The organism is Fictibacillus nanhaiensis, from assembly GCF_023715445.1.
GTDB classification, from domain to species: Bacteria; Bacillota; Bacilli; order Bacillales; family Fictibacillaceae; genus Fictibacillus; species Fictibacillus nanhaiensis_D.
This window is the reverse complement of record NZ_JAMBOD010000001.1, coordinates 491,672-513,409: the sequence shown is the minus strand read 5'-3', so window position 1 is coordinate 513,409 and position 21,738 is coordinate 491,672. Positions and strand designations below refer to the sequence as shown.

The 21,738-nt window shown below is 39.9% G+C and carries 26 protein-coding genes and 1 riboswitch; of the genes, 25 read left to right on the top strand and 1 reads right to left on the bottom strand.

Features of this window, described 5'->3' with window-relative positions; genetic code table 11:
* Positions 1-20 precede the first annotated feature (20 nt).
* The 16 genes from deoB to M3196_RS02590 all read left to right on the top strand — a co-directional run bounded on the left by deoB (position 21) and on the right by M3196_RS02590 (position 13,895).
* Positions 21-1,205, top strand: coding sequence for a phosphopentomutase (gene deoB, locus M3196_RS02665; protein WP_251320714.1), 1,185 nt, complete (start codon positions 21-23; stop codon positions 1,203-1,205).
* A 19-nt stretch (positions 1,206-1,224) separates the two neighbouring features.
* Positions 1,225-2,037, top strand: coding sequence for a purine-nucleoside phosphorylase (locus M3196_RS02660; RefSeq protein ID WP_251320713.1), 813 nt, complete (start codon positions 1,225-1,227; stop codon positions 2,035-2,037).
* 100 nt (positions 2,038-2,137) lie between these two features.
* Positions 2,138-3,442: a pyrimidine-nucleoside phosphorylase gene (locus tag M3196_RS02655; RefSeq protein ID WP_251320712.1), complete on the top strand. Its 1,305-nt coding sequence runs from the start codon at positions 2,138-2,140 to the stop codon at positions 3,440-3,442.
* Positions 3,443-3,834: 392 nt separating this feature from the next.
* Complete coding sequence (locus M3196_RS02650; RefSeq protein ID WP_251320711.1) at positions 3,835-5,001, top strand: D-alanyl-D-alanine carboxypeptidase family protein; 1,167 nt, start codon at positions 3,835-3,837, stop codon at positions 4,999-5,001.
* A 115-nt stretch (positions 5,002-5,116) separates the two neighbouring features.
* Positions 5,117-5,467: an anti-sigma F factor antagonist gene (gene spoIIAA / locus M3196_RS02645; RefSeq protein ID WP_251320710.1), complete on the top strand. Its 351-nt coding sequence runs from the start codon at positions 5,117-5,119 to the stop codon at positions 5,465-5,467.
* A 1-nt stretch (position 5,468) separates the two neighbouring features.
* Positions 5,469-5,909, top strand: coding sequence for an anti-sigma F factor (gene spoIIAB / locus M3196_RS02640; RefSeq protein WP_251320709.1), 441 nt, complete (start codon positions 5,469-5,471; stop codon positions 5,907-5,909).
* A gap of 12 nt (positions 5,910-5,921) precedes the next feature.
* Positions 5,922-6,680 (top strand): RNA polymerase sporulation sigma factor SigF, encoded by a 759-nt coding sequence (gene sigF, locus M3196_RS02635; RefSeq protein WP_251320708.1) that lies wholly within the window; start codon positions 5,922-5,924, stop codon positions 6,678-6,680.
* A 122-nt stretch (positions 6,681-6,802) separates the two neighbouring features.
* Positions 6,803-7,423: a stage V sporulation protein AA gene (locus M3196_RS02630; RefSeq protein WP_251320707.1), complete on the top strand. Its 621-nt coding sequence runs from the start codon at positions 6,803-6,805 to the stop codon at positions 7,421-7,423.
* Positions 7,413-7,835: a stage V sporulation protein AB gene (locus M3196_RS02625; protein ID WP_251320706.1), complete on the top strand. Its 423-nt coding sequence runs from the start codon at positions 7,413-7,415 to the stop codon at positions 7,833-7,835. The genes M3196_RS02630 and M3196_RS02625 overlap by 11 nt, the downstream gene beginning before the upstream one ends.
* A 19-nt stretch (positions 7,836-7,854) precedes the next feature.
* Positions 7,855-8,310, top strand: coding sequence for a stage V sporulation protein AC (spoVAC, locus tag M3196_RS02620; protein ID WP_251320705.1), 456 nt, complete (start codon positions 7,855-7,857; stop codon positions 8,308-8,310).
* Between the two features lie 12 nt (positions 8,311-8,322).
* Complete coding sequence (gene spoVAD / locus M3196_RS02615; protein ID WP_251320704.1) at positions 8,323-9,339, top strand: stage V sporulation protein AD; 1,017 nt, start codon at positions 8,323-8,325, stop codon at positions 9,337-9,339.
* A gap of 1 nt (position 9,340) precedes the next feature.
* Positions 9,341-9,691, top strand: coding sequence for a stage V sporulation protein AE (gene spoVAE, locus M3196_RS02610; RefSeq protein WP_251320703.1), 351 nt, complete (start codon positions 9,341-9,343; stop codon positions 9,689-9,691).
* A gap of 2 nt (positions 9,692-9,693) precedes the next feature.
* On the top strand, positions 9,694-10,302 hold the full coding sequence (locus M3196_RS02605; RefSeq protein WP_276531217.1) for a stage V sporulation protein AE: 609 nt from the start codon (positions 9,694-9,696) through the stop codon (positions 10,300-10,302).
* Positions 10,253-11,731: a spore germination protein gene (locus M3196_RS02600; RefSeq protein WP_251320702.1), complete on the top strand. Its 1,479-nt coding sequence runs from the start codon at positions 10,253-10,255 to the stop codon at positions 11,729-11,731. Before M3196_RS02605 ends, M3196_RS02600 begins: the two co-directional genes overlap by 50 nt.
* Positions 11,732-11,799: 68 nt before the next feature.
* Positions 11,800-11,976: riboswitch (Lysine riboswitch) on the top strand.
* A 93-nt stretch (positions 11,977-12,069) separates the two neighbouring features.
* Positions 12,070-13,392 (top strand): diaminopimelate decarboxylase, encoded by a 1,323-nt coding sequence (gene lysA / locus M3196_RS02595; RefSeq protein ID WP_251320701.1) that lies wholly within the window; start codon positions 12,070-12,072, stop codon positions 13,390-13,392.
* A 68-nt stretch (positions 13,393-13,460) separates the two neighbouring features.
* A complete protein-coding gene (locus tag M3196_RS02590; protein ID WP_251320700.1) occupies positions 13,461-13,895 on the top strand; it encodes a peptidylprolyl isomerase in 435 nt (144 codons plus the stop codon).
* Positions 13,896-14,048: 153 nt separating this feature from the next.
* Here M3196_RS02590 and M3196_RS02585 read toward each other — a convergent pair whose 3' ends face one another.
* The gene (locus M3196_RS02585) at positions 14,049-14,561 is read right to left on the bottom strand and encodes a DUF309 domain-containing protein (RefSeq protein WP_251320699.1); all 513 of its coding nucleotides are present in this window, start codon (positions 14,559-14,561) and stop codon (positions 14,049-14,051) included.
* Between the two features lie 134 nt (positions 14,562-14,695).
* Here M3196_RS02585 and M3196_RS02580 point away from each other — a divergent pair, with 134 nt between their 5' ends.
* The 9 genes from M3196_RS02580 (at position 14,696) to M3196_RS02540 (ending at position 21,702) form a co-directional block, all read left to right on the top strand.
* A complete protein-coding gene (locus M3196_RS02580) occupies positions 14,696-15,436 on the top strand; it encodes a segregation/condensation protein A (RefSeq protein WP_251320698.1) in 741 nt (246 codons plus the stop codon).
* Between the two features lie 6 nt (positions 15,437-15,442).
* The gene (gene scpB, locus M3196_RS02575; RefSeq protein WP_251320697.1) at positions 15,443-16,036 is read left to right on the top strand and encodes an SMC-Scp complex subunit ScpB; all 594 of its coding nucleotides are present in this window, start codon (positions 15,443-15,445) and stop codon (positions 16,034-16,036) included.
* A 12-nt stretch (positions 16,037-16,048) separates the two neighbouring features.
* Complete coding sequence (locus tag M3196_RS02570; protein WP_251320696.1) at positions 16,049-16,408, top strand: hypothetical protein; 360 nt, start codon at positions 16,049-16,051, stop codon at positions 16,406-16,408.
* A 447-nt stretch (positions 16,409-16,855) separates the two neighbouring features.
* The gene (locus tag M3196_RS02565; RefSeq protein WP_251320695.1) at positions 16,856-17,935 is read left to right on the top strand and encodes a type III polyketide synthase; all 1,080 of its coding nucleotides are present in this window, start codon (positions 16,856-16,858) and stop codon (positions 17,933-17,935) included.
* Between the two features lies 1 nt (position 17,936).
* On the top strand, positions 17,937-18,491 hold the full coding sequence (locus M3196_RS02560) for an isoprenylcysteine carboxyl methyltransferase family protein (RefSeq protein ID WP_251320694.1): 555 nt from the start codon (positions 17,937-17,939) through the stop codon (positions 18,489-18,491).
* Between the two features lie 80 nt (positions 18,492-18,571).
* A complete protein-coding gene (locus tag M3196_RS02555) occupies positions 18,572-19,741 on the top strand; it encodes a D-alanyl-D-alanine carboxypeptidase family protein (protein ID WP_251320693.1) in 1,170 nt (389 codons plus the stop codon).
* Complete coding sequence (locus M3196_RS02550) at positions 19,735-20,328, top strand: nucleoside recognition domain-containing protein (protein ID WP_251320692.1); 594 nt, start codon at positions 19,735-19,737, stop codon at positions 20,326-20,328. The genes M3196_RS02555 and M3196_RS02550 overlap by 7 nt, the downstream gene beginning before the upstream one ends.
* On the top strand, positions 20,329-20,862 hold the full coding sequence (locus M3196_RS02545; protein WP_251320691.1) for a spore maturation protein: 534 nt from the start codon (positions 20,329-20,331) through the stop codon (positions 20,860-20,862). It abuts the gene before it with no gap.
* A 93-nt stretch (positions 20,863-20,955) separates the two neighbouring features.
* Complete coding sequence (locus tag M3196_RS02540; RefSeq protein ID WP_251320690.1) at positions 20,956-21,702, top strand: pseudouridine synthase; 747 nt, start codon at positions 20,956-20,958, stop codon at positions 21,700-21,702.
* The last annotated feature ends 36 nt before the right edge of the window (positions 21,703-21,738 follow it).

Here is a 21,738-nt window from a genome sequence, read left to right as displayed (position 1 = left end):
ATGAATTGCAGGAGGAAAAAATGAAACAGTCACGTTTTAAACGCACTTTTTTAATCGTTATGGATTCTGTAGGAATTGGTGAGGCACCTGACGCAGAAAAATTTGGTGATAAAGGTGCCCATACATTAGGGCACATTGCAGAACATATGAATGGACTTCAGGTTCCAAATCTAGAAAAAATGGGTCTAGGAAACATTGATTCCAAGATGAAAGGAATTGAACAAAAAGAAAATCCGATGGCTCATTATGCCAAACTGCCTGAGCTATCAAATGGTAAGGATACAATGACAGGGCATTGGGAGATCATGGGTCTGCATATTCAAGAACCTTTCCAAACGTTTCCTGATGGATTTCCTGATGAATTGATCAACATGCTTACCGAAAAGTGGGGAAGGGGCATCTTAGGAAACAAAGCAGCTTCAGGAACTGAAATTATTTCAGAGCTTGGAGAAGAACATATGAACACTGGAAAGCTTATTGTATATACTTCAGCTGATTCTGTTCTTCAGATTGCAGCTCACGAGGATGTTGTTCCAATTGAAGAATTATATGAAATTTGTAAAACTGCCAGAGAGATGACACGCGAAGGCAAGTATATGCTTGGCCGTATCATCGCCCGACCTTTTACAGGAAAACCTGGTGCGTTTGAAAGAACGGCAAACCGCCATGACTATGCGTTAAAACCGTTTGGAAGAACTGTAATGAACGAACTTCAGGACAGCGGTTATGACAGCATTGCTCTTGGGAAAATTTCGGACATCTTTGATGGTGAAGGTGTTACAAAAGCAATTCGAACAAAATCCAACATGGACGGTATGGATAAGCTTGTTCAATCAATGGACGATGATTTTACTGGTCTTAACTTCCTGAACTTGGTAGATTTTGATGCGCATTATGGCCACAGAAGAGATCCTCAAGGATATGGAGAAGCGCTGCAGGAGTTTGATCTTCGTTTGCCAGAAGTCTTGGATAAACTAAAAGATGATGATCTTCTCATTATTACAGCTGATCATGGAAACGATCCTGTCCACCATGGGACAGATCATACACGTGAATATGTGCCATTGTTGGTTTATCACATTGGGATAAAAAACGGCAAAGAATTAAATGTAGGAAATACATTTGCAGATATTGGAGCAACTATCGCAGAAATTTATGATGTAAAGAAACCGGAAATTGGAAAAAGCTTTTTAAGCCAGCTTTAGGTTAAGGGGGAAAAATAACATGTCAACTCAATTGCAGACTTCTGCAGCATTTATTCAATCAAAATTAGAATCTACACCAAAAATCGGACTTATCCTTGGGTCAGGGTTAGGAATCCTGGCTGAAGAAATCGAGAATCCTGTTGTCATTCCATATTCAGAAATTCCTGAGTTTCCTGTATCAACCGTCGAGGGGCATGCTGGGCAGCTTGTGATTGGTGAGCTTGCCGGTAAACAAGTGGTAGCAATGCAAGGCCGTTTTCATTACTATGAAGGCTACTCAATGGAAAAAGTAACGTTTCCTATTCGAGTGATGAAGTTGATCGGAGTTGAAACAATCGTTGTTACGAATGCTGCAGGAGGAGTTAATAAAGACTTTGAAGCTGGCGATTTAATGCTGATTACTGATCATATCAACAACATGGGAGATAATCCTCTAATAGGAGCAAATGATAATTCGTTTGGTGTTCGTTTTCCTGATATGAGTGAAGCGTATACATTATCGTTGCAGGAAGTAGCTCGAAAAGTTTCCAGTGAACTTGGGATTTCTTTAAAAGAAGGAGTTTATGCGGGCAATACGGGTCCTTCTTATGAGACACCTGCCGAAGTAAGAATGCTTCGTGTTCTTGGTGCAGATGCGGTTGGAATGTCTACAGTGCCAGAAGTTATCATCGCTCGTCATGCAGGAATGAAGGTATTGGGCATTTCCTGTATATCAAATATGGCTGCGGGTATTTTGGACCAGCCGTTGACACACGATGAAGTAATGGAAACAACAGAAATGGTTAAAGCGAACTTTCTTTCATTAGTAAAAGGAATCGTAAAAGAAATTTAAAGGGGAGCTGCTTCGTACTTTTGACGGAGACGTCTTGGAATGTCAACAATCCCAGAAGTTATCGTAGCAGGCCATATGAGTAGAAAGTGGTGTATTTAATATGAGAATGGTTGACTTAATACAAAAAAAACGTGATGGAAAAGAATTGTCTAAAGCAGAGATCAATCACATTATTCAAAACTATACAAAGGGCGAAATTCCTGATTATCAAATGTCGGCTTTCGCTATGGCTGTATATTTTCAAGATATGACAACGGAAGAACGTGCGAATTTTACAATGGCAATGGTAGAGTCTGGTGACCAGATTGACCTGTCCGCAATTGAAGGAATTAAAGTAGATAAACACTCCACTGGCGGTGTTGGTGATACTACGACACTTGTTCTTGCACCATTAGTAGCAGCGCTAGGTGTTCCAGTTGCCAAGATGTCCGGACGTGGATTGGGACATACGGGCGGGACGATCGATAAGCTGGAAGCAGTCCCAGGATTCCACGTTGAAATTGATAACGAACAATTCATAGAACTAGTAAATAAAAATAAGCTTGCTGTAATCGGCCAAAGCGGAAATCTTACTCCAGCAGATAAAAAGCTGTATGGTTTGCGTGATGTAACTGCAACTGTAAACTCAATCCCGCTTATCGCGAGCTCTATTATGAGCAAAAAGATTGCTGCCGGCGCTGATGCTATTGTTCTTGATGTTAAAACAGGTGCGGGAGCATTCATGAAAACTCCTGAAGAAGCAGAAGAACTGGCAAATGCAATGGTGAAGATCGGAAATGCAGTTGGCAGAAACACAATGGCTGTAATTTCCGACATGAGCCAGCCGCTCGGACTTGCGATCGGTAATGCACTTGAAATCAAGGAAGCGATTGATACTCTTAACGGAAATGGACCTAAAGATCTTGAAGAACTTTGTTTAACTCTAGGATCTCATATGGTTTACCTGGCCAAGAAAGCTGATTCCCTTGAAGATGCAAGAGAAATGTTAAGAGAAGCCATCTCTTCAGGAAAAGCACTTGAAACATTAAAAGTATTCTTGAAAGCACAGGGTGGAGATGATTCTGTCGTTGATAACCCGGAAAAACTTCCTCAAGCTGCACATACATTCGAATTGACGGCTGATGAAGATGGATATGTTTCTGAGATTATCGCAGATGAAATCGGAACTGCAGCTATGATTTTAGGTGCAGGAAGAGCTACTAAAGAATCTGAGATCGACTTGGCTGTAGGATTAATGTTAAACAAAAAAGTCGGAGATCAAGTTTCAAAAGGCGATTCTCTTGTAACCATCTACAGCAATACTGAAAATCTAGAAGATGTAAAATCAAGAATCCGCAGTGCTTATACGATCTCTAAAGATGCGGTTGACGCACCACCATTAATTTATAAAGAAATTAAACAATAATTTTGCAAAGAGGCTGGCTTAAAGGATAAAACCTTTGAGTTTAAGCCTCTTTTCTTGTTCTTAAAGGATAGATTGCAAATTTGTATAACAGATGTTTTTTCAAGATGGAAAATTTGAGGTTTTGTTTGTACCATTTGTACACTGTTGCTTTAATAAAGAGTTTAATATCTATAATCCCACATTAATTTTAATAATCCCACGTTATTAAGAATAATCCCACGTTAATCTAAAAAATCGTTAATTTAAATATATCGAACTTACGACAAAAACTGACATTAACCCCATGTATTGCGACTAACCCCAGATACCTATAACCATAAAAGTAGATGGTAAATACGGTATAAAGTGAAAAAATATGGAAAAAATAAAGCTATATGAATGGAGGGAAAAGTATGAAAGCCGTTATTTCGGGTTTATTAAGTGTGTGTCTGCTAGCGTCGTTTTCCATTCCAAAAGTGGAAGCAGCAGAAAAAGAAAAAGTAAAATTAGCTGAAAAAAGCCATTCTGCTATTTTAATGGAACAGGACAGCGGAAGTGTTTTATATGAAAAAAACAGCCATGAAAAACTTCCGCCAGCAAGTATGACGAAAATTATGACGCTCATTTTAATCATGGAAGCAATCGACAAGGGGAAAATCAGCTGGAATGATAAGATCCGTGTAAGCGAATATGCGGCAAGCATGGGAGGATCCCAGATCTTTCTTGAACCAGGAGAAGAGATGCGCGTAGAGGACATGGTCAAAGGCATTGCAATCGGCAGTGCAAATGATGCATCCGTTGCGATGGCAGAGCATATTGCAGGATCAAATGACTCTTTTGTGAATATGATGAACAGCAAAGCAAAGAAATTAGGATTGAAAGATACCTTCTTCAAGAATGCTACCGGGCTCCCTGCTGCTGGTCATTATACATCTGCCCATGATATGGCGATAATGGGAAAAGAGCTTCTTAAACATGAAGAAGTAACAAAGTATACAGGTCAATATGAAGATTATTTGCGTGAAGATACAGAAAAGAAATTCTGGCTTGTTAATACAAACCGTCTTGTGAAGTTCTATCCAGGAGTGGATGGCTTAAAAACTGGTTTTACAAATGAAGCTAAATATTGTTTAACGGCAACTGCGAACAAAGATGGAATGAGGGTTATTGCGGTGGTAATGGGTGCACCGACACCAAAAGAAAGAAATGCCCAGATCACGTCAATGCTCGACTATGCATTCACTCAGTTCTCTACAAAAAAATTATACGACCGCCATGAAATAGTAAAAGAAGTAAAAGTTCAAAAAGCGGATAAATCAAAGCTTCCAGTTGTAACTTCTGAGAACATCTCTCTTTTATTGAAAAAAGGGGAAACGGCAAAGAAGATAAAAACAGAAGTCTTAGTAGATCAAGATCTAAAAATGCCAGTTAAAAAAGGACAGCAGATAGGATCCTTAAAGATTTGGAACGGTAAAGATCTGATTACGGAAAGTCCCGTATTAGCTTCAGAGACAATAAAGAAAGCATCCTGGTGGAAATTGTTTAAACGTACAGCAGGACAAATGTCAAAATCCTCGTAATGATTCAGTATTCTTGACATTTATAGGCGAATTCCCACTAGTTTTGTCATCAGTGAAGGAATTCGTCTATTTTTTATAGAACTTCACGTTATCCAAAAAAGAAGGAGAGGATAGCGTGGGATTAGCTGTCAATCTGGAACTTAAACACACCGTATTGTGTATCCGTTTAGACGGAGAACTTGATCACCATACAGCAGACTTGCTAAGGAATCAAGTTGAAGATTATTTGAAAAAGCATACCGTAAAACATATCGTTTTAAATTTAGAAGGTTTAAGTTTTATGGATAGCTCTGGTCTTGGTGTTATTTTAGGACGTTATAAACAAATTAAAAATCAAGATGGTGAAATGGTTGTCTGTGCGATTTCACCAGCTGTAAAAAGACTGTTTGAAATGTCCGGTTTGTTTAAAATAATCAGACTTGAAGAAGATGAAGAGCTTGCACTGCAGGCCCTGGGGGTGGCTTAATATGAGAAATGAAATGAAAATTCAGTTTTCAGCATTAAGTCAAAATGAATCCTTTGCCCGTGTTACGGTTGCAGCATTTATCGCTCAGATTGATCCAACTGTAGATGAATTAACAGAGATTAAAACAGTAGTTTCAGAAGCCGTTACAAATGCTATCATCCATGGATATGAAAATAAGGCTACAGGCATGGTCTATATTGAGGCTGCAATAGAAGAGGATACCATCCACCTTACGATTCGTGACGAAGGAATGGGAATACCTGACCTTGATCAAGCGAGACAGCCTCTTTACACATCAAAGCCTGAGCTTGAACGCTCAGGAATGGGCTTTACGATCATGGAGAATTTTATGGATGAAGTCGAAGTCATCTCAGAACCGTCATTCGGAACTACGATTCACTTGACAAAATACTTAACCAAAAATAAAGCAATGTGTAATTAAGGGAGTATGCCTATGGATGTCGAGGTGAAAGGCAGCAAAAGTGAACCGTTTCTTAAGGATGAAGAGATAAAATTATTAATCAAACAGAGTCAGGAAGGAGATCAGCATGCCCGTGATACGATTGTTGAAAAAAATATGCGGCTTGTCTGGTCTGTGGTTCAGCGCTTTTTAAACAGAGGTTATGAAGCAGATGACCTTTTTCAAATCGGCAGTATCGGTTTATTAAAGTCAGTTGATAAATTTGACTTGTCTTATGATGTCAGGTTCTCTACGTATGCCGTACCTATGATAATCGGTGAGATACAGCGTTTTATCCGGGATGACGGTACAGTAAAAGTGAGCCGCTCTTTAAAAGAGACGGGCAACAAAGTACGAAAAGCGAAAGATGAGCTATCCAAATCTCTTGGACGAACACCTACTATTAATGAAGTGGCACAGTTCTTGGATGTGGCAGTGGAAGATGTTATCATGGCGCAGGATGCTGTAAGAGCCCCCCAGTCCATCCATGAAACCGTCTATGAGAATGATGGTGATCCAATAACTCTTCTTGACCAGATCTCAGACCATTCGGAAAGCAAATGGTTTGATAAGATCGCATTAAAAGACATAATGGACAAGCTGGATGAACGTGAAAGACTTATTGTGTATTTACGGTATTTTAAAGACCAGACACAATCAGAGGTAGCAGAACGCCTTGCTATTTCACAGGTTCAAGTATCCAGACTCGAAAAGAAAATATTATTGTTTATGAAAAACCAGATGGAGACTTAACAAGTCCTGTCTGGTTTTATTTTTTTGTGGTAGTTTTTGGATGTTTTCTGTTCCTAAGCATGATTAGAAAAGTCGAATCGCATACTAAACACAAATGCGCTGAAGAAAAGAGGCGAAGCAGTTTGGATAGAGTGATATATCTTCGTATGCGGCAACGTGTTCAAGTCCTTCAGCATCAAAAAGTAACGATTGGCGAGGTAGCGCAAATCGTCGCATCTGATGAAAATGAAAGGAATATCAAAGGATATATTATCCATGAAGTAACCCCTGAAGATAAGCATCTGATCGTAATCGATGTTATGAGAGTCATTGGCACCATCCAAAAAAAGAATCCGGGAATGGATGTCCAGACTATCGGACCGGCCCAGACTATTTTGGAAATCCAGATGAAACAAAAAACGTTAGCACCCGTTTATTTTGTTCTCGTCTGGCTATTGCTCTTTACTGGTTCTGCACTTGCCATAATGAATTTTCATGAGGACGTCAGCATGCAGCTTGTTCATCAGAAAATTTATTACATGATTACTGGGCATTATAAAGAACAGCCTCTGCTGCTTCAGGTTCCTTACTCATTTGGCTTAGGACTTGGAATGATTCTCTTTTTTAATCATCTGTTTCGAAAAAGGCTTAATGAAGAACCAAGTCCTCTTGAAGTAGAAATGTTTAATTATCAGCAAGACCTCGACCAGTATGTCATCGTCCATGAAAATAAAGAAACAGAGAAGAAAATCAATGGGAATTAAAGTTTTGCTCATTGCTTTTATTGGCTTTGGCGGCGGAATAACGGTTGGTTCAGGTCTGGTGGCATTGATTACGGTACTTGGTATCGTTCCTAGACTTATGCAGCTTTCGAAAACATACCGCTTTATCAGAAGTTACGAGATCAGCATTATACTTGGTGCTGTTCTTGGGGGATGGATGAATTTAAGAAATGTAGCTTTTTCATTTCCGGAGGTCATTCTTGCTCCTATTGGCCTTCTGGCGGGTGTCTTTGTTGGAATGCTTGCTGCAGCTTTAACCGAAGTGTTAAATGTTCTTCCCATTTTAGCAAAGCGAGTAGGCTTCGGGAAAAAAATTATCATTATATTAATGGCAATCGTATTTGGGAAAATTACAGGATCGTTATTTCATTGGATTTATTACATCAACCATTAAGAAAGTGAAGTGAATGTAAATGGCAACAAAAGAAGAACAACAAGCGTACGCAGAGAAAATTAAACCAATACAGCCAAAACCGCCTTACATTATTAATTGTTTAAAAGCATTTTTGATCGGGGGCTTAATCTGTTTAATCGGCCAGGCCATACAAAACTTTTATATGGCGTTCTTTAACTTTTCAGAGGAAACGGCAGGGAACCCGACAGTTGCGACCCTTATTTTAATTGCTGCATTGCTTACAGGCCTAGGTGTATATGATAAAATCGGCCAGTTTGCAGGTGCGGGTTCCATTGTGCCGGTTACAGGTTTTTCCAATGCTTGTACAAGTGCAGCTTTGGAGCACAAAAGTGAAGGGCTAGTTTTAGGAGTAGCCACAAACCTGTTTAAACTGGCTGGAGCTGTAATTGTTTTTGGAGCTGTCGCCGCTTATGTGTTTGGCATGATCAGATATATATTTCAGCAAATGATGTAAGGAGTGGAAGAATTGAATTTATTAGGCAGGCAGACGTGGAAATTTGGAAACAACATATACTTGAATACAGCTGGAACGGCTGTTGGTCCGATGGAAAGTGATGGCCCTTTAGGAACTTATTTTGATAAAACTTACAGCAATCTTCACTGTGATCAAAAAAATTGGGAGCTTGCAGAAAGACAATTGATGGAAGATGCCATTCATGCATGTTTACAAAAAGCACAGCTGAAGCCGGAAGATATTAACTTTTTGCTGGCAGGTGACCTGTTAAACCAAATTGTATCTGCAAACTACACAGCAAGAGGAAACGGCATCCCTTTCTTAGGTGTTTTTGGAGCTTGTTCAACTTCAATGGAATCGTTAGCATTAGGTGCCGCATTAGTAGATGGAGGTTATGCTAACCGGGTGATCGCGGCTGTCAGTTCTCATAATGCTACTGCGGAGAGACAGTTCAGATATCCAACAGAATACGGCGGGCAAAAACCGGATACTGCTACTTTTACTGTAACAGGTGCAGGTGCTGCCCTCGTAAGTAAAGAGATTTCTGATATCAAAATCACATCAGCAACGGTTGGCAAGGTGGTCGACTTGGGGATTACCGATCCTTTTGACATGGGTTCTGCCATGGCACCAGCAGCTGCTGATACGATTGCTGCTCACTTTAAAGAAATGAATGTGTCTCCTGATGAATACGATCTTATCGCGACTGGAGACTTGTCAGGTGTTGGAGCCCCAATCGTAAAAATGTTATTAAAAGAACAAGGATATGATATATCCGATAATCATCGTGATTGCGGATTGATGGTGTATCGACCGGATCAGGAAGTTTTTGCTGGAGGAAGCGGCTGTGCTTGTTCGGCAGTCGTAACGTACGGCTATATACTGGATGAAATCCGAAAAGGGAATTTAAAAAAGGTATTTATAGTAGCTACGGGTGCACTCTTAAACCCTGTAATGGTTCAGCAAAAAGAAACAATTCCAACGATTGCTCACGGTGTTGTACTAGAACGGGCGGAAGGAGGGAATTAAGATGGAATTTTTTTGGGCGTTCGTTGTGGGCGGTGCAATCTGTGTAGTAGGTCAATTAATGATGGATATCTTTAAATTAACACCAGCTCATGTTACGAGCTCATTTGTTGTTTTAGGTGCACTTCTGGATGCTTTCGGAATATATGATAACTTGATTGAATTTGCAGGTGCAGGGGCGACAGTTCCCATAACCAGTTTTGGTCATTCATTGCTGCATGGTGCAATGGCAGCTGCAGATGAACATGGATTTATTGGTATTGCGATGGGAATTTTTGAGTTAACATCTGCTGGTATATCTTCTGCTATTCTTTTTGGCTTTTTAGTTGCAGTAATCTTTGAACCAAAAGGGTGATAATGGTGAAAAAACGGGTCATTTTTATAACGGATGGCGATCTTTATGCACTGCGTGTTGTAGAACATGCTGCCAGTATGATTGGCGGCCGCTGCATTTCGCAGTCTTGGGGCAACCCATCGAAAAAAAGCGGAGAAGAACTTGCTGAGATGATCCGGAATACACCTCATGATCCAGTACTAGTAATGTTTGATGATTGCGGCTTTAGAGGGGAAGGTCCGGGAGAACATGCGATGAGATACATTCATAAACAAAATGATATAGATGTAATCGGAGCTGTCGCCGTTGCTTCAAAGACTCATTTTGCGGAATGGACAAAAGTCCATTGTTCGATCGACCGCTATGGAGAGCTGACAGAGTTTGGCATCGATAAAAGCGGTTTGCCTGATTTGGAAACAGGAAGAATCAACGGGGATACGGTTTATATTCTTGATGAATTGAACCTCCCTTTTGTGATTGGTATAGGAGATATCGGTAAAATGGCCGGTTTTGATTCGGTTGAAAAAGGGGCTCCGATAACAGTAATGGCTATCAAACTCATTTTAGAAAGGAGCGACTTCAATGAATCGAACAAAAGAGAAAGAAAAAACGCCGATAAGCAAAAAAATTAAAGAGAATGAAGAATTATTAACAGATAGGCTGGGGATTGGGGTAACCTTTGATGTCGGTGTACGAAAACTGTCGTTACTGAAAAAGGAAGTTCACATTTATTATTTAAATGGACATTGTGAAACATTATTCATTGTGGAAATCATGAGAGAGCTAATGGATATGGACCACGGTCACAGGGCCACTTCCAATGTGAAAGAAATTATTCAAAACCATCTTACTCATCCTCAAGTAGAAGTAACAAAATACATGAACGAATCAATTGACAAGCTGCTTTCAGGTTTGATCACCATTTTTGTGGAAGGTGAAGACGAAGCGTTTATCGTGGACGTCCGAAGTTATCCTGGCAGACAACCGGAAGAGCCGGATACCGAGAAGGTGGTTCGGGGTTCAAGAGATGGTTTTGTAGAAAATATTATTATGAATACATCATTAATACGGAGAAGAATAAGAGACGAACGGTTACGAAATGAAATGATGCAAGTTGGTGTGCGATCGAAGACGGATATTTGTGTATCCTACATACAGGATGTAGCAGATCCCGGACTAGTGAAATTAATCAAAGAGGAATTAAATAGCATTGAGATTGACGGTGTCCCTATGACGGATAAAACAATTGAGGAATTTATCTTCAAACAAGGATTTAATCCATTTCCGCTTGTGCGTTATACAGAAAGACCGGACGTAGCCTCACAACACTTAATGGAAGGTCATGTCTTAATTATCGTTGATACATCTCCAAGTATCATGATTGCGCCTACTACCTTTTTTCACCATGTGCAGCATGCGGAAGAATACCGCCAAACTCCTGTTATTGGTGCTTTTTTACGGTGGATTCGTTTTGCCGGCATGCTCGCTTCTGTCATTTTGCTCCCGATTTGGCTTCTCTATGTCATTGACCCTGATTTGCTGCCAAAGGAAATTGATTATATTGGTCCAAATAAAAATGCGAATGTACCGATTTATATTCAAATCATGTTAGCAGAATTCGGTATCTATTTATTACGATTGGCATCGATTCATACACCGAACTCGCTAGCCATATCCATGGGTCTGATCGCCGCTGTGTTAATTGGACAAATTGCGATCGATGTAGGCTTGTTTGTACCTGAAGTCATTTTGTACGTGGCAATGTCGGCCATCGGTTCGTTCGTAACGCCAAGCTTTGAGCTAAGTTCAGTAAATATTCTGATGCGATTAGTACTGCTTACTCTTGTTATAATTTTTAAAGTGCCCGGTCTTGTCATAGGCCTTACTTTGTTTATTCTATATATGGCGAGCTTAAAAAATATAAATACTCCTTATTTATGGCCGTTTTTACCGTTTAACGGGAAAGCTTTATTTCAGGTACTGGTTAGAGTGGCGGTTCCATTTTCGAAGATTCGTCCAAGCATCGTACATCCGCAGAATAGAAAAAAGCAGCCAAACTAATGTATCTGTCCCTTGTGGATTAAGAAATATTATGCTAAAATTCATAATTAATTCAATATATATGCCTCATTTGAGGTAGAGGCGCAAAACGAAAAAGTAGCATATGGAGTTCATGGAAGACGATGAAATATGTCGAAAGGTCAATTTGCCGAAGTGTATAAAGAGTTCCATCTCTTTTTATGCTGGGCCGATGCTGAACAAGCAGCGGACTGTCACTACAACAGTAGTGGAGAGCTATTCCGACATGAGGGCACGGTTATGACAGCCTGCCTTAATTGCGGCTGTCTTTTGTTTTTGTCGGGATTGAATGCTCCATCAACATGGAGAGGGGATTAATTGTGAATCTACATGGTACAGCTAAAATAGGAGAAAACAATCATCTATGGGTAGGTGGAAGAGATACCGTTGAACTTGCAAAAAAGTACGGCACACCGCTTTATCTGTATGATGTCGCTTTAATAAGAAAAAGAGCGAGAGGCTTTAAAAAAGCATTTGAAGAAAAAGGTGTAGGTTATCAGGTCGCTTATGCCAGCAAAGCCTTTTCATCGATTGCTATCATCCAGCTCATGGAACAGGAAGGCTTAAGCCTTGATGTTGTTTCAGGAGGAGAACTCTATACAGCACTGCAAGCGGAATTTCCTGCTGAAAGAATTCATTTCCATGGCAACAATAAGAGCCCTGAGGAATTGGAATATGCACTTGCCTCAGGTGTAGGGTGTATTGTGGTAGACAATTTTTACGAAATAAATCTGTTAAAAATCCTTTGCAGAAAGCTCAACCAAAAAGTAAAAATCTTGCTACGTATGACGCCAGGCATCGAAGCACATACACATGATTACATCATCACAGGACAGGAAGATTCTAAATTTGGTTTTGACCTTGGAAACGGGCAAGCAGATAAAGCTTTAAAGGAAGTGCTTGATTTTGAGCTTTTTCAAGTCCTAGGTGTCCACTGTCACATTGGGTCTCAGATCTTTGAAACAGAAGGGTTTACTTTAGCAATAGATAAGCTGTTCAGCCACTTTAAGGTTTGGGAAGACAGCCATGGTTATTTCCCAGAGGTAGTGAATCTTGGTGGTGGATTCGGTATTCAGTATACATCTGAAGATACACCGCTTGAGCCCGAACAATATGTCATGGCTATGATTGATGAGGTAAGCCGTAAAATGGGTCAGTTCGAAGGAAGAACCATGCCCGAATTATGGATTGAACCGGGAAGATCACTTGTTGGTGATGCTGGTACGACAATCTATTCGATCGGATCACAAAAAGAGATTGAAGGCGTAAGACATTATGTTTCCGTTGACGGAGGTATGACAGATAATATCCGTCCTGCTCTTTATCAAGCGAAGTATGACGCTTATACGGCGAACAAAATGAATGAAAAGCCGTCCCAAACAGTTTCGATTGCTGGCAAGTGCTGCGAGAGCGGAGACATGCTTATTTGGGACTTGGAGCTGCCTGAAGTAACTGATCAAGATTACTTGGCAGTGTCTTGTACCGGTGCTTACGGATACAGTATGGCTAACAATTATAACCGTATCCAGCGTCCAGCTGTTGTTTTTGTAGAGAACAGCGAAGAACAGCTTGTTGTTAAGCGCGAAACGTATGAAGATTTAGTAAGACAGGATTTACCGTTAAAAACAAAGGTTTTTGTGTAAATTAGTTTACTGGGCTTTCATTTCGCCGTACAATGGTAGGTGAATGAAAGATAAGGAGGCCTATTTTAATGAAAAAAGGTTCAATTGAATTCGAAAATGGCGAAAAGATTTTATTTGATCTATACCAGGAAGATGCACCTGGAACAGTAGAAAACTTTGAAAAGCTTGCAAACGAGGGATTTTATAATGGTGTTACTTTCCACCGTGTAATTCCTGGTTTCGTGGCACAAGGTGGAGACCCAACTGGAACAGGAGCTGGTGGTCCTGGTTACTCTATCCCTTGTGAAACAGAAGGAAATCCTCATAAGCACGTTGCAGGATCATTATCCATGGCACACGCTGGCCGTGACACGGGAGGAAGCCAGTTCTTTATCGTACATGAGCCGCAGCCGCATTTAAATGGCGTTCACACTGTTTTCGGACAAGTTACAGAAGGAATGGACACTGTTCTTCGAATTAATCAAGGTGATGTAATGAAAGAAGTTAAGGTGTGGGAAGAGTAATCTTTCTAAACAAAATAATGAAAGCTCCGGTATTTCCGGAGCTTTTTTTGTTCGTTTATTAACACGGTTTTGTCGAAAATTCGATATAATGTAGGTTTTTCTCCTCTTAACGTGGGATAAATAATTTTTACCCGTTTATTCTACATCAGAAGTTTAAAGAATCCTCTTCTTTTGAAGTTTTTGTTTTTCTCTCTCCTCGATAACAGAAGTACGGTCTCTTAATCTATGTTTATGGATGATCTGATCGTCTGGATTAGCTTTTGTACTCCAATCCTTTCCCGTTCTTTCAGCTTCTATAAGGCAAGCTTCTTGCAATGATGGAGATAACGGCAGGGAAATTGACGAAAAAATTTTCTGTTGTTCAATTTCAATTTTTCTTTTTTCTAACAAGTGAAAGAGAATGTCCGTTTCAAGTCCTAATACATGGAGCGCTTCTTTTTCTGTTAACAGTTTTTGAATGCCGCTCGATATCATTCTTTTAGCGCCGTTTATGTTCCCGCGTCTTTGGTGATAAAGCGCTACAGCGATCTGGATTAGTCCGGGCCAAAGATTCCCCTTCATGCCTTCGTTCTTCCAATGCTCTTCAAGCACTTCATGACACTCAAAAAAGTCTTGATCCGCATGGAAATAGATTAAATAGTCAATCCAAGCTTCCGGATATTTCAACTTGTGTCCACACCCCTTTACTATTCCGTTCTAAGTTTACCATACGGCTTAGTGTATTAAAAATACAGCTTCTGTAAGCTGAAAATATGATATAATTTTATAATACAAAAAACGAGAAAAACTGGGGAAATGTTATGCAATATAGTGTGAAGCTTGATGGATTTGAAGGTCCGCTTGATTTACTGCTTCATTTAATTCAAACATACGAAGTAGATATATACGATATTCCGGTAGCCATTATCACCGAACAATACCTGCAATATATACATACGATGAAAGAGCTTAAGCTTGATGTGGCAAGTGAATATTTAGTAATGGCTGCAACTTTGCTTGCCATAAAAAGTAAAATGCTTCTGCCAAAGCATGAAGAGGATTTTCTGGATCAGCAGATGGAATTGGATATGGAAGAAGATCCAAGGGATGAGCTGGTAAGAAGGCTGATTGAATATAGAAAGTATAAGTACGCAGCAGACGAACTAAAAGAAAGAGAAGCTGCCAGAAGCCTGATCTATACACGTGAGCCGCTGGATCTCAGCCAGTTCGAGAAAGAAGAAACTGCTCAGCAGGTAACAAATGTAACGCTTTATGACATGCTTCAGGCTATGCAGAAAGTGTTTCAGGAAAAAGTCACACGGGCACCAAGGCAAACGACGATAGAACGTCAGGAAATTCCGATCGAGACCAGAATGGAACAGATAAAACAATCCCTTTCAGTAGGAGGAAAGAAAAGATTTACTGACCTTTTTGATAAAAGCTCAAAAGAACACGTAGTAGTCACTTTCCTTGCTATTTTGGAATTAATGAAAGTGAAAAGCATCAATTGTGAACAGCAAGACCATTTTAGTGAAATTTATATTACCATGATAGAGGAGTAAAAAGATTTGGAACGAAATGAAATAAAAGCAGTAATTGAAGGATTGCTCTTTGTCAGTGGAGATGAAGGTATCGAACGAAAACAAATCGCGCAGGTGCTTGAAAAAGACAGCAGTGAAATAGATGTTTATATTGATGAGCTTAAAGAAATCTATCTTTCACCGGATAGGGGAATGACCATAGTTGAATATGCAGGATCACTTCAGTTCGTCACGAAACCCGATCATGCGGTGTATTTCGAACGTCTTGTCCAAACCCCCAGTCATTCTACACTTTCACAAGCAGCACTTGAAACACTTGCAATAATTGCTTACAAGCAGCCTATAACAAGATCAGAAATTGAAGAAGTCAGAGGGGTAAAAACAGAAAAGCCGCTGCAGACTTTATCTGCTAAAGGACTTGTAAAAGAAGTAGGCAGAGCTGAAGGGACAGGAAGGGCGATTCTATACGGTACTACAAAAGCATTTTTGGATCATTTTGGACTGCAGTCAATCAAAGAACTGCCTCCTCTTCCAGATAACATTCAGGAAGAGAGCGTTGAACAAGAAGCAGATTTATTCTTTTCAAAGTTTCAAGAATCCATATCTTTAGAAGATAACTAAGGGGGAAACGCTTTGCTGATTCATCATATAGATGGAATTGAATTAGAAAAAGAAAAACCAAATACATCAGAGGATTTCTTTAACCGTTCAGAAGCATCGTACGAATTAAATGGTGAAAAACATACTTTTCATCTTCTGTATGTACGCTACTTTGAAGAACAGCTGGAGGATGAATTAAAACAGCATGACTTCTGGAAGCACTATCTGCAGAAGTATAAGATTCGTGAATTAGCAGCATTAACGGCACTTAGTAAAAATGATTCATATTTAAAAAGAAAAAGAGTTTATATTAATGATTTTGAAGAATTTAAGCGTCTTTTTCTTAATCCCGATGAAAAATCATTAAACAATCTTTTAAAACCATTTCAATAAAATTGATTAAAGCAGTCATGTGATTGGCTGCTTTTTTATTTTTGGCGTTTTTCTTTTTGGGTCGTTTTTTTGTGAAGACCCTTCGTTGACAAATTGATTGGAGCGGAAGGTACGAGACTACGGCTAGGAGCAGCGTGCCAGCTACCTGAGTAATCTTCTCGCAAGGCATGCGACGAGGAAGCTCGCTTCGCTGTTGTTTTTCTTGTAGACACAGGAGCAGCAGCTACCCCTGATTATTCTTCTCGACAAACATGCGACGAGGAAGCTGACTTCGGCAGAATTTTCTTGTAGACGCAGGAGCAGCACTTCACATCTTTCCCCGTGGCTCACCTTAACCCCTCCCGGAAAGCGAGCACGTGTGAGCGGAAATCAACCGTGTTCTGTTTTAAATGAAGGGTTAAGGGTAAATTAACAAATAAGTAAATCGAGTTGAAGGAGAGAATTCTTTTGCCGAGAATAGCATCAGTGGAAACCGTTAATCCGCCCCATAAACTTTCGCAAAAAGAAACAATGGAGTTTGCAAGAAACTTATTTAAAGATGCTTTTTCAGACATAGAACGTTTATTAAAAGTTTTTCAGAATGGAGAGATTTCTTCCAGATATTTTGTTATGCCAATTGAATGGTTTAAAGAGAAAAGAAGTTTTCAGGAAAAAAATGATTTATACATAGACTTTGCTACAAACCTTGGCGCTGAATGCATTGAGAAAGTGATGGGAACTTCGGAAAGCCCTTTAATACCATATGAAAATATTGACGCTATCTTTTTTATTTCGAGTTCTGGGATATCTACACCAAGCATCGAAGCGAGAATCATGAATGTGCTTCCTTTTTCATCTCACACAAAACGTATTCCAATCTGGGGTTTAGGATGTGCAGGCGGTGCTTCCGGCTTTTCAAGGGCGTTTGATTATTGCAAAGCATATCCGAAATCAAATGTGCTTGTACTGAGTGTAGAGCTTTGCAGTTTAACCTTTCAGCATGAAGACTTATCAAAAAGCAATTTGGTTGGAACGTCATTATTTGCTGATGGAGTTGCCTGCGCTCTTATTTGCGGAGACGAATCCGATGTCAGCATGTCAACAGCACTAAGTCCCTATATTACGGATACGATGTCGACTTTAAAACCTCATTCAGAGGATGTAATGGGCTGGGAATTAAAAGATACAGGTCTTTATGTGGTCTTTTCACGTGATATTCCGAATGTAATTCGTACATGGCTGAAACCTAACGTGGATGAGTTTTTAAACCGAAATCAATTAACAAGTGAACAGATCAAACATTTTATCGCACACCCCGGCGGAAAAAAAGTCCTTCAAGCATATGTTGAGGCTCTTGGTTTGCCTCTTTGCAAAACCGATATTTCAAAGGACGTTCTGATGTCTAACGGCAACATGTCATCAGCCACCGTTTTTTATGTTCTAAAAAAATTTATGGAAACAGAACAAAATGAAGGAGATCTAGGAATCATGGCTGCTCTTGGACCTGGTTTTTCTTCAGAGCTTTTACTGGTGGAATGGAGGAAATAAAGTGAAGTGGTTTCTCATTTTTTGGTTTTTTTTAGTGGTTCAGAGGCTTGCTGAAGTGAAAATTGCTAAAAAGAATGAGGAAACTCTCCGGACCAAAGGAGCGGTAGAGGCGGGAGGGAGTCATTATAAATGGATGGTGATGATGCATGTTTCCTTTTTTATCGCTCTGTTTCTTGAAGTTATAGTATTTGGTGCTTCCTCGCCGAATTGGTGGATTGTTCCTTTTGTTTTATTTTTGGCGGCACAGGTAGTACGTGTATGGGCGATTACGTCACTCGGTGTGTATTGGAATACTAAGATCATTTTACTTCCAGGAGCTAAGGTAGTGGCGAAAGGGCCGTATCGTTTTATCAGACATCCAAATTATTTAGTCGTTTCATTAGAAATTTTCGTTATTCCCCTGATTTTTGGAGCTTACATAACAGCGATCCTTTTTACACTATTAAATATACTGATGCTTCGTGTAAGGATTCCAGCGGAAGAGAAAGCACTTATGGAGCTTACAGATTATGAAAACAGCCATGGCCAAAAACAGCGTTTCTTTCCGAGTCAATGAACGGGCGGAAGTAAATCCCATTCATAACCTGTCCTTGTTTGCATAAACTTTTACAAAACACCTAAAGGGCGGGATTGTGAATGAAACAGATCATTGCACCTATCATTTATATTGTAATTTGCTCGCTTGTACTTGCAGTTTTCCCGCAAGAGGCAAAAGCTGAACCTGGTGTATCAGCCAAAGCAGCCATATTAATGGAACAATCTTCAGGCAGAGTGCTTTATGGACGCAATGAGCATCGTCCCATGAGGATTGCAAGTATTACAAAGATCATGACAGCTATCCTTGCAATTGAATCTGGAAAAATGCAGGATACTGTAACAATAACTGAGCATGCCGCAAGAACAGAAGGATCTTCTCTTTATTTAAAGCCAGGTGAAAAGATTCCCCTTACAGATTTAGTCTACGGCCTGATGCTGCGTTCCGGAAATGATTCAGCGGTGGCGATTGCAGAGCATGTTGGAGGCAGTTTAGAGGGATTTGCCTATCTCATGAATCAAAAGGCAGAGGAGATCGGAATGAAGCATACACGCTTTCGAAATCCTCATGGACTTGATACACATGAAGATCATTATTCGACTGCATATGATATGGCCCTCTTGACAAAGTATGCAATGAACAATGATACGTTTAAAGATATTTCTGCTACTAAAGTGTTTCGTTCAGAACAGACCGGTGAAAAGTGGGACAGAGTCTGGCGCAACAAAAATAAAATGCTGAAGCTGTATGAGAATTCAACCGGGGGAAAAACGGGCTATACCAAACGAGCCAAAAGAACACTTGTTTCAACAGCAGAAAAGGATGGAATGGAGTTAATTGCCGTAACATTAAATGATCCAGATGATTGGGAGGATCATCGGAATATGTTTGAATGGGCCTTTCAGTCCTTTAAAATGACAGAGCTTATAAAAGAGGGAAATGTTAAAAGCATTAAAGATAAAGGATATAAAGGCAAAGTCGAAGCTAACCGCTCATTCTCCTATCCACTACTCAAAGAAGAGATGAATCAGATCTCTTCTTCCATTCATTTGTATAAACTGCCAAAATCGGGTGAATGGAAAGATGATGATATACCTAAGCCTGTTGGAAGGTATTTTATAGATTTAGATGGTACAAGAATAGCAGATATTCCCCTTTATTATGATGGGAAGGCTTTGATCAACCCCCATAAAGACGGGCTATGGACTTCATTTAAAAACATGCTGACCAAGCTGTTTTTTATCGCAAAGGAGCATGGCGGCTCATGGTAAATTATATTTGGGTAGGTATGATGGTAATCGGATTTGTCGTTGCTGCAGTAAATGGCAATATGGATAAAGTGAACGAGGCTATCTTTACAAGTGCAAAGGAAGCTGTAACCTTAAGTTTTGCTATGATTAGTATTCTCGTTTTCTGGCTTGGCATTATGAGAATAGCAGAGAAAGGCGGATTACTGGAAGTTCTGGCTTATCTCTTTCGTCCGATTGTAAAATGGCTGTTTCCTGATATTCCAAAAGACCATCCTGCTCAAGGATACATTTTATCAAACATGGCAGCAAACCTGCTGGGACTTGGAAATGCAGCAACACCGATGGGGATTAAAGCGATGGAACAGCTAAAAATTTTAAATGGCGGAAAAAACGAAGCGAGCCGATCCATGATTACCCTGCTCGCGATTAATACATCCAGTATCACATTGATCCCAACGACCATTATTGCAATCCGGATGAGCTATAATTCACAATCGCCCACAGATATTGTTGCGCCAACCCTTTTAGCAACCGCGGTTGCAACCATAGGTGCCATATTGATCGATAGATATTATTATTACCGCTCCTTGCAAAAGGAGGGGAAATAAATGGCTTTTGTACAATCGTTTTCGATATGGTTTATTCCTTTCTTGATCGGGTTCATTCTATTGTATGGAACATATAAAAAAGTACCGACTTATGAAACATTTGTTGAAGGCGGCAAAGAAGGATTTTCAATCGCAATTAATATTATTCCCTTTTTAGTCGGAATGCTTGTTGCGATATCTGTTTTTAGGGCTTCTGGTGCGTTAGATTATGTAATGATGGCTATGCGTCCGCTATTTTCATTGTTTCATATTCCAGCAGAAGTCGTTCCGCTTGGACTGATGAGAACCATTTCAGGTACTGGAGCCCTTGGCATGACAAGTGATTTGATTGCAACTCATGGACCAGATTCTTTCATCGGAAGATTAGCTTCAACGATACAAGGAAGTACAGATACGACCTTTTATGTACTAACTGTATATTTTGGAGCAGTTGGAATAAAGAAAATGAAGTATGCCTTGAAAGTTGGTCTCTTGGCGGATTTAATCGGCTTTTTAGCATCAATTGCAGCCATTACTCTCTTGTTTTATTCATAAAACGAACAAAAAGAGCCACAGAGGCTCTTTTTTACGTTTATCAAGGTTGAGAATTACGAATAATGAAGGTATGATGAGACATGAGGTGAAATGATGGAACGATTGCAAAAAGTGATTGCCCAAAGCGGTATTACATCCCGGCGAAAAGCTGAGGAACTAATCCGTGAAGGTAAAGTGAAAGTAAACGGAAATGTTGTAACGGAACTAGGCACAAAGGTAGGAACGAAAGATAAAATTGAAGTGAACGAAATTCAAATTCAACGGGAACAGCCCGTTTATTTTTTGATGTACAAACCTTCTGGAGTGATAACAGCAGTATCTGATGACAAAGGGAGAAAAGTAGTTGCCGACTATTTTAAAGATATGATTGAGCAGCGTGTTTTTCCTGTTGGAAGGTTAGATTATGACACAACAGGTGTCCTTATCATGACTAATGACGGAGAATTTGCAAACGTGTTGATGCATCCGCGCTATCAGCTGGATAAAGTTTACATTGCAAAAGTAAAAGGAATTCCGCCACGTGAAAAGATAAAGCAGCTTGAAAGAGGAATCCGCCTTGAAGATGGAATGACAGCACCAGCTAAAGCAAAAGTTACGTCTATCGATAAGAAAAAAGGAACTGCAATTGTGGAACTAACGATTCACGAAGGCAAGAACCGCCAAGTAAAACGTATGTTAGAAGCAATTGGCTGCCCGGTAATGAAGTTAAAGCGCGAGAGATATGGGTTCCTTGATCTTAAAGGATTGAATCCAGGCGAATTTAGAGAGTTAACACCACATGAAATTAAACAGCTGAGAAATATGGCTGTCACACAAACGTCAAAAAAAAGCCGTAGATAGGCTTTTTTTTCAAGTTATAGTAAAATGGAAGCGGCT

Excerpts from the sequence above, each read along its gene's own strand:
- M3196_RS02650 (WP_251320711.1), top strand. The coding sequence starts at position 3,835 with ATGAAAGCCGTTATTTCGGGTTTATTAAGTGTGTGTCTGCTAGCGTCG.
- M3196_RS02545 (WP_251320691.1), top strand. The coding sequence starts at position 20,329 with ATGGCTTTTGTACAATCGTTTTCGATATGGTTTATTCCTTTCTTGATC.
- M3196_RS02625 (WP_251320706.1), top strand. The coding sequence starts at position 7,413 with ATGGGAATTAAAGTTTTGCTCATTGCTTTTATTGGCTTTGGCGGCGGA.
- M3196_RS02580 (WP_251320698.1), top strand. The coding sequence starts at position 14,696 with ATGCAATATAGTGTGAAGCTTGATGGATTTGAAGGTCCGCTTGATTTA.
- spoIIAB (WP_251320709.1), top strand. The coding sequence starts at position 5,469 with ATGAGAAATGAAATGAAAATTCAGTTTTCAGCATTAAGTCAAAATGAA.
- M3196_RS02590 (WP_251320700.1), top strand. The coding sequence starts at position 13,461 with ATGAAAAAAGGTTCAATTGAATTCGAAAATGGCGAAAAGATTTTATTT.
- M3196_RS02555 (WP_251320693.1), top strand. The coding sequence starts at position 18,572 with ATGAAACAGATCATTGCACCTATCATTTATATTGTAATTTGCTCGCTT.
- M3196_RS02660 (WP_251320713.1), top strand. The coding sequence starts at position 1,225 with ATGTCAACTCAATTGCAGACTTCTGCAGCATTTATTCAATCAAAATTA.
- M3196_RS02550 (WP_251320692.1), top strand. The coding sequence starts at position 19,735 with ATGGTAAATTATATTTGGGTAGGTATGATGGTAATCGGATTTGTCGTT.
- M3196_RS02540 (WP_251320690.1), top strand. The coding sequence starts at position 20,956 with ATGGAACGATTGCAAAAAGTGATTGCCCAAAGCGGTATTACATCCCGG.
- spoVAC (WP_251320705.1), top strand. The coding sequence starts at position 7,855 with ATGGCAACAAAAGAAGAACAACAAGCGTACGCAGAGAAAATTAAACCA.
- spoVAE (WP_251320703.1), top strand. The coding sequence starts at position 9,341 with ATGGAATTTTTTTGGGCGTTCGTTGTGGGCGGTGCAATCTGTGTAGTA.
- M3196_RS02655 (WP_251320712.1), top strand. The coding sequence starts at position 2,138 with ATGAGAATGGTTGACTTAATACAAAAAAAACGTGATGGAAAAGAATTG.
- sigF (WP_251320708.1), top strand. The coding sequence starts at position 5,922 with ATGGATGTCGAGGTGAAAGGCAGCAAAAGTGAACCGTTTCTTAAGGAT.
- deoB (WP_251320714.1), top strand. The coding sequence starts at position 21 with ATGAAACAGTCACGTTTTAAACGCACTTTTTTAATCGTTATGGATTCT.
- M3196_RS02605 (WP_276531217.1), top strand. The coding sequence starts at position 9,694 with ATGGTGAAAAAACGGGTCATTTTTATAACGGATGGCGATCTTTATGCA.
- M3196_RS02600 (WP_251320702.1), top strand. The coding sequence starts at position 10,253 with ATGAATCGAACAAAAGAGAAAGAAAAAACGCCGATAAGCAAAAAAATT.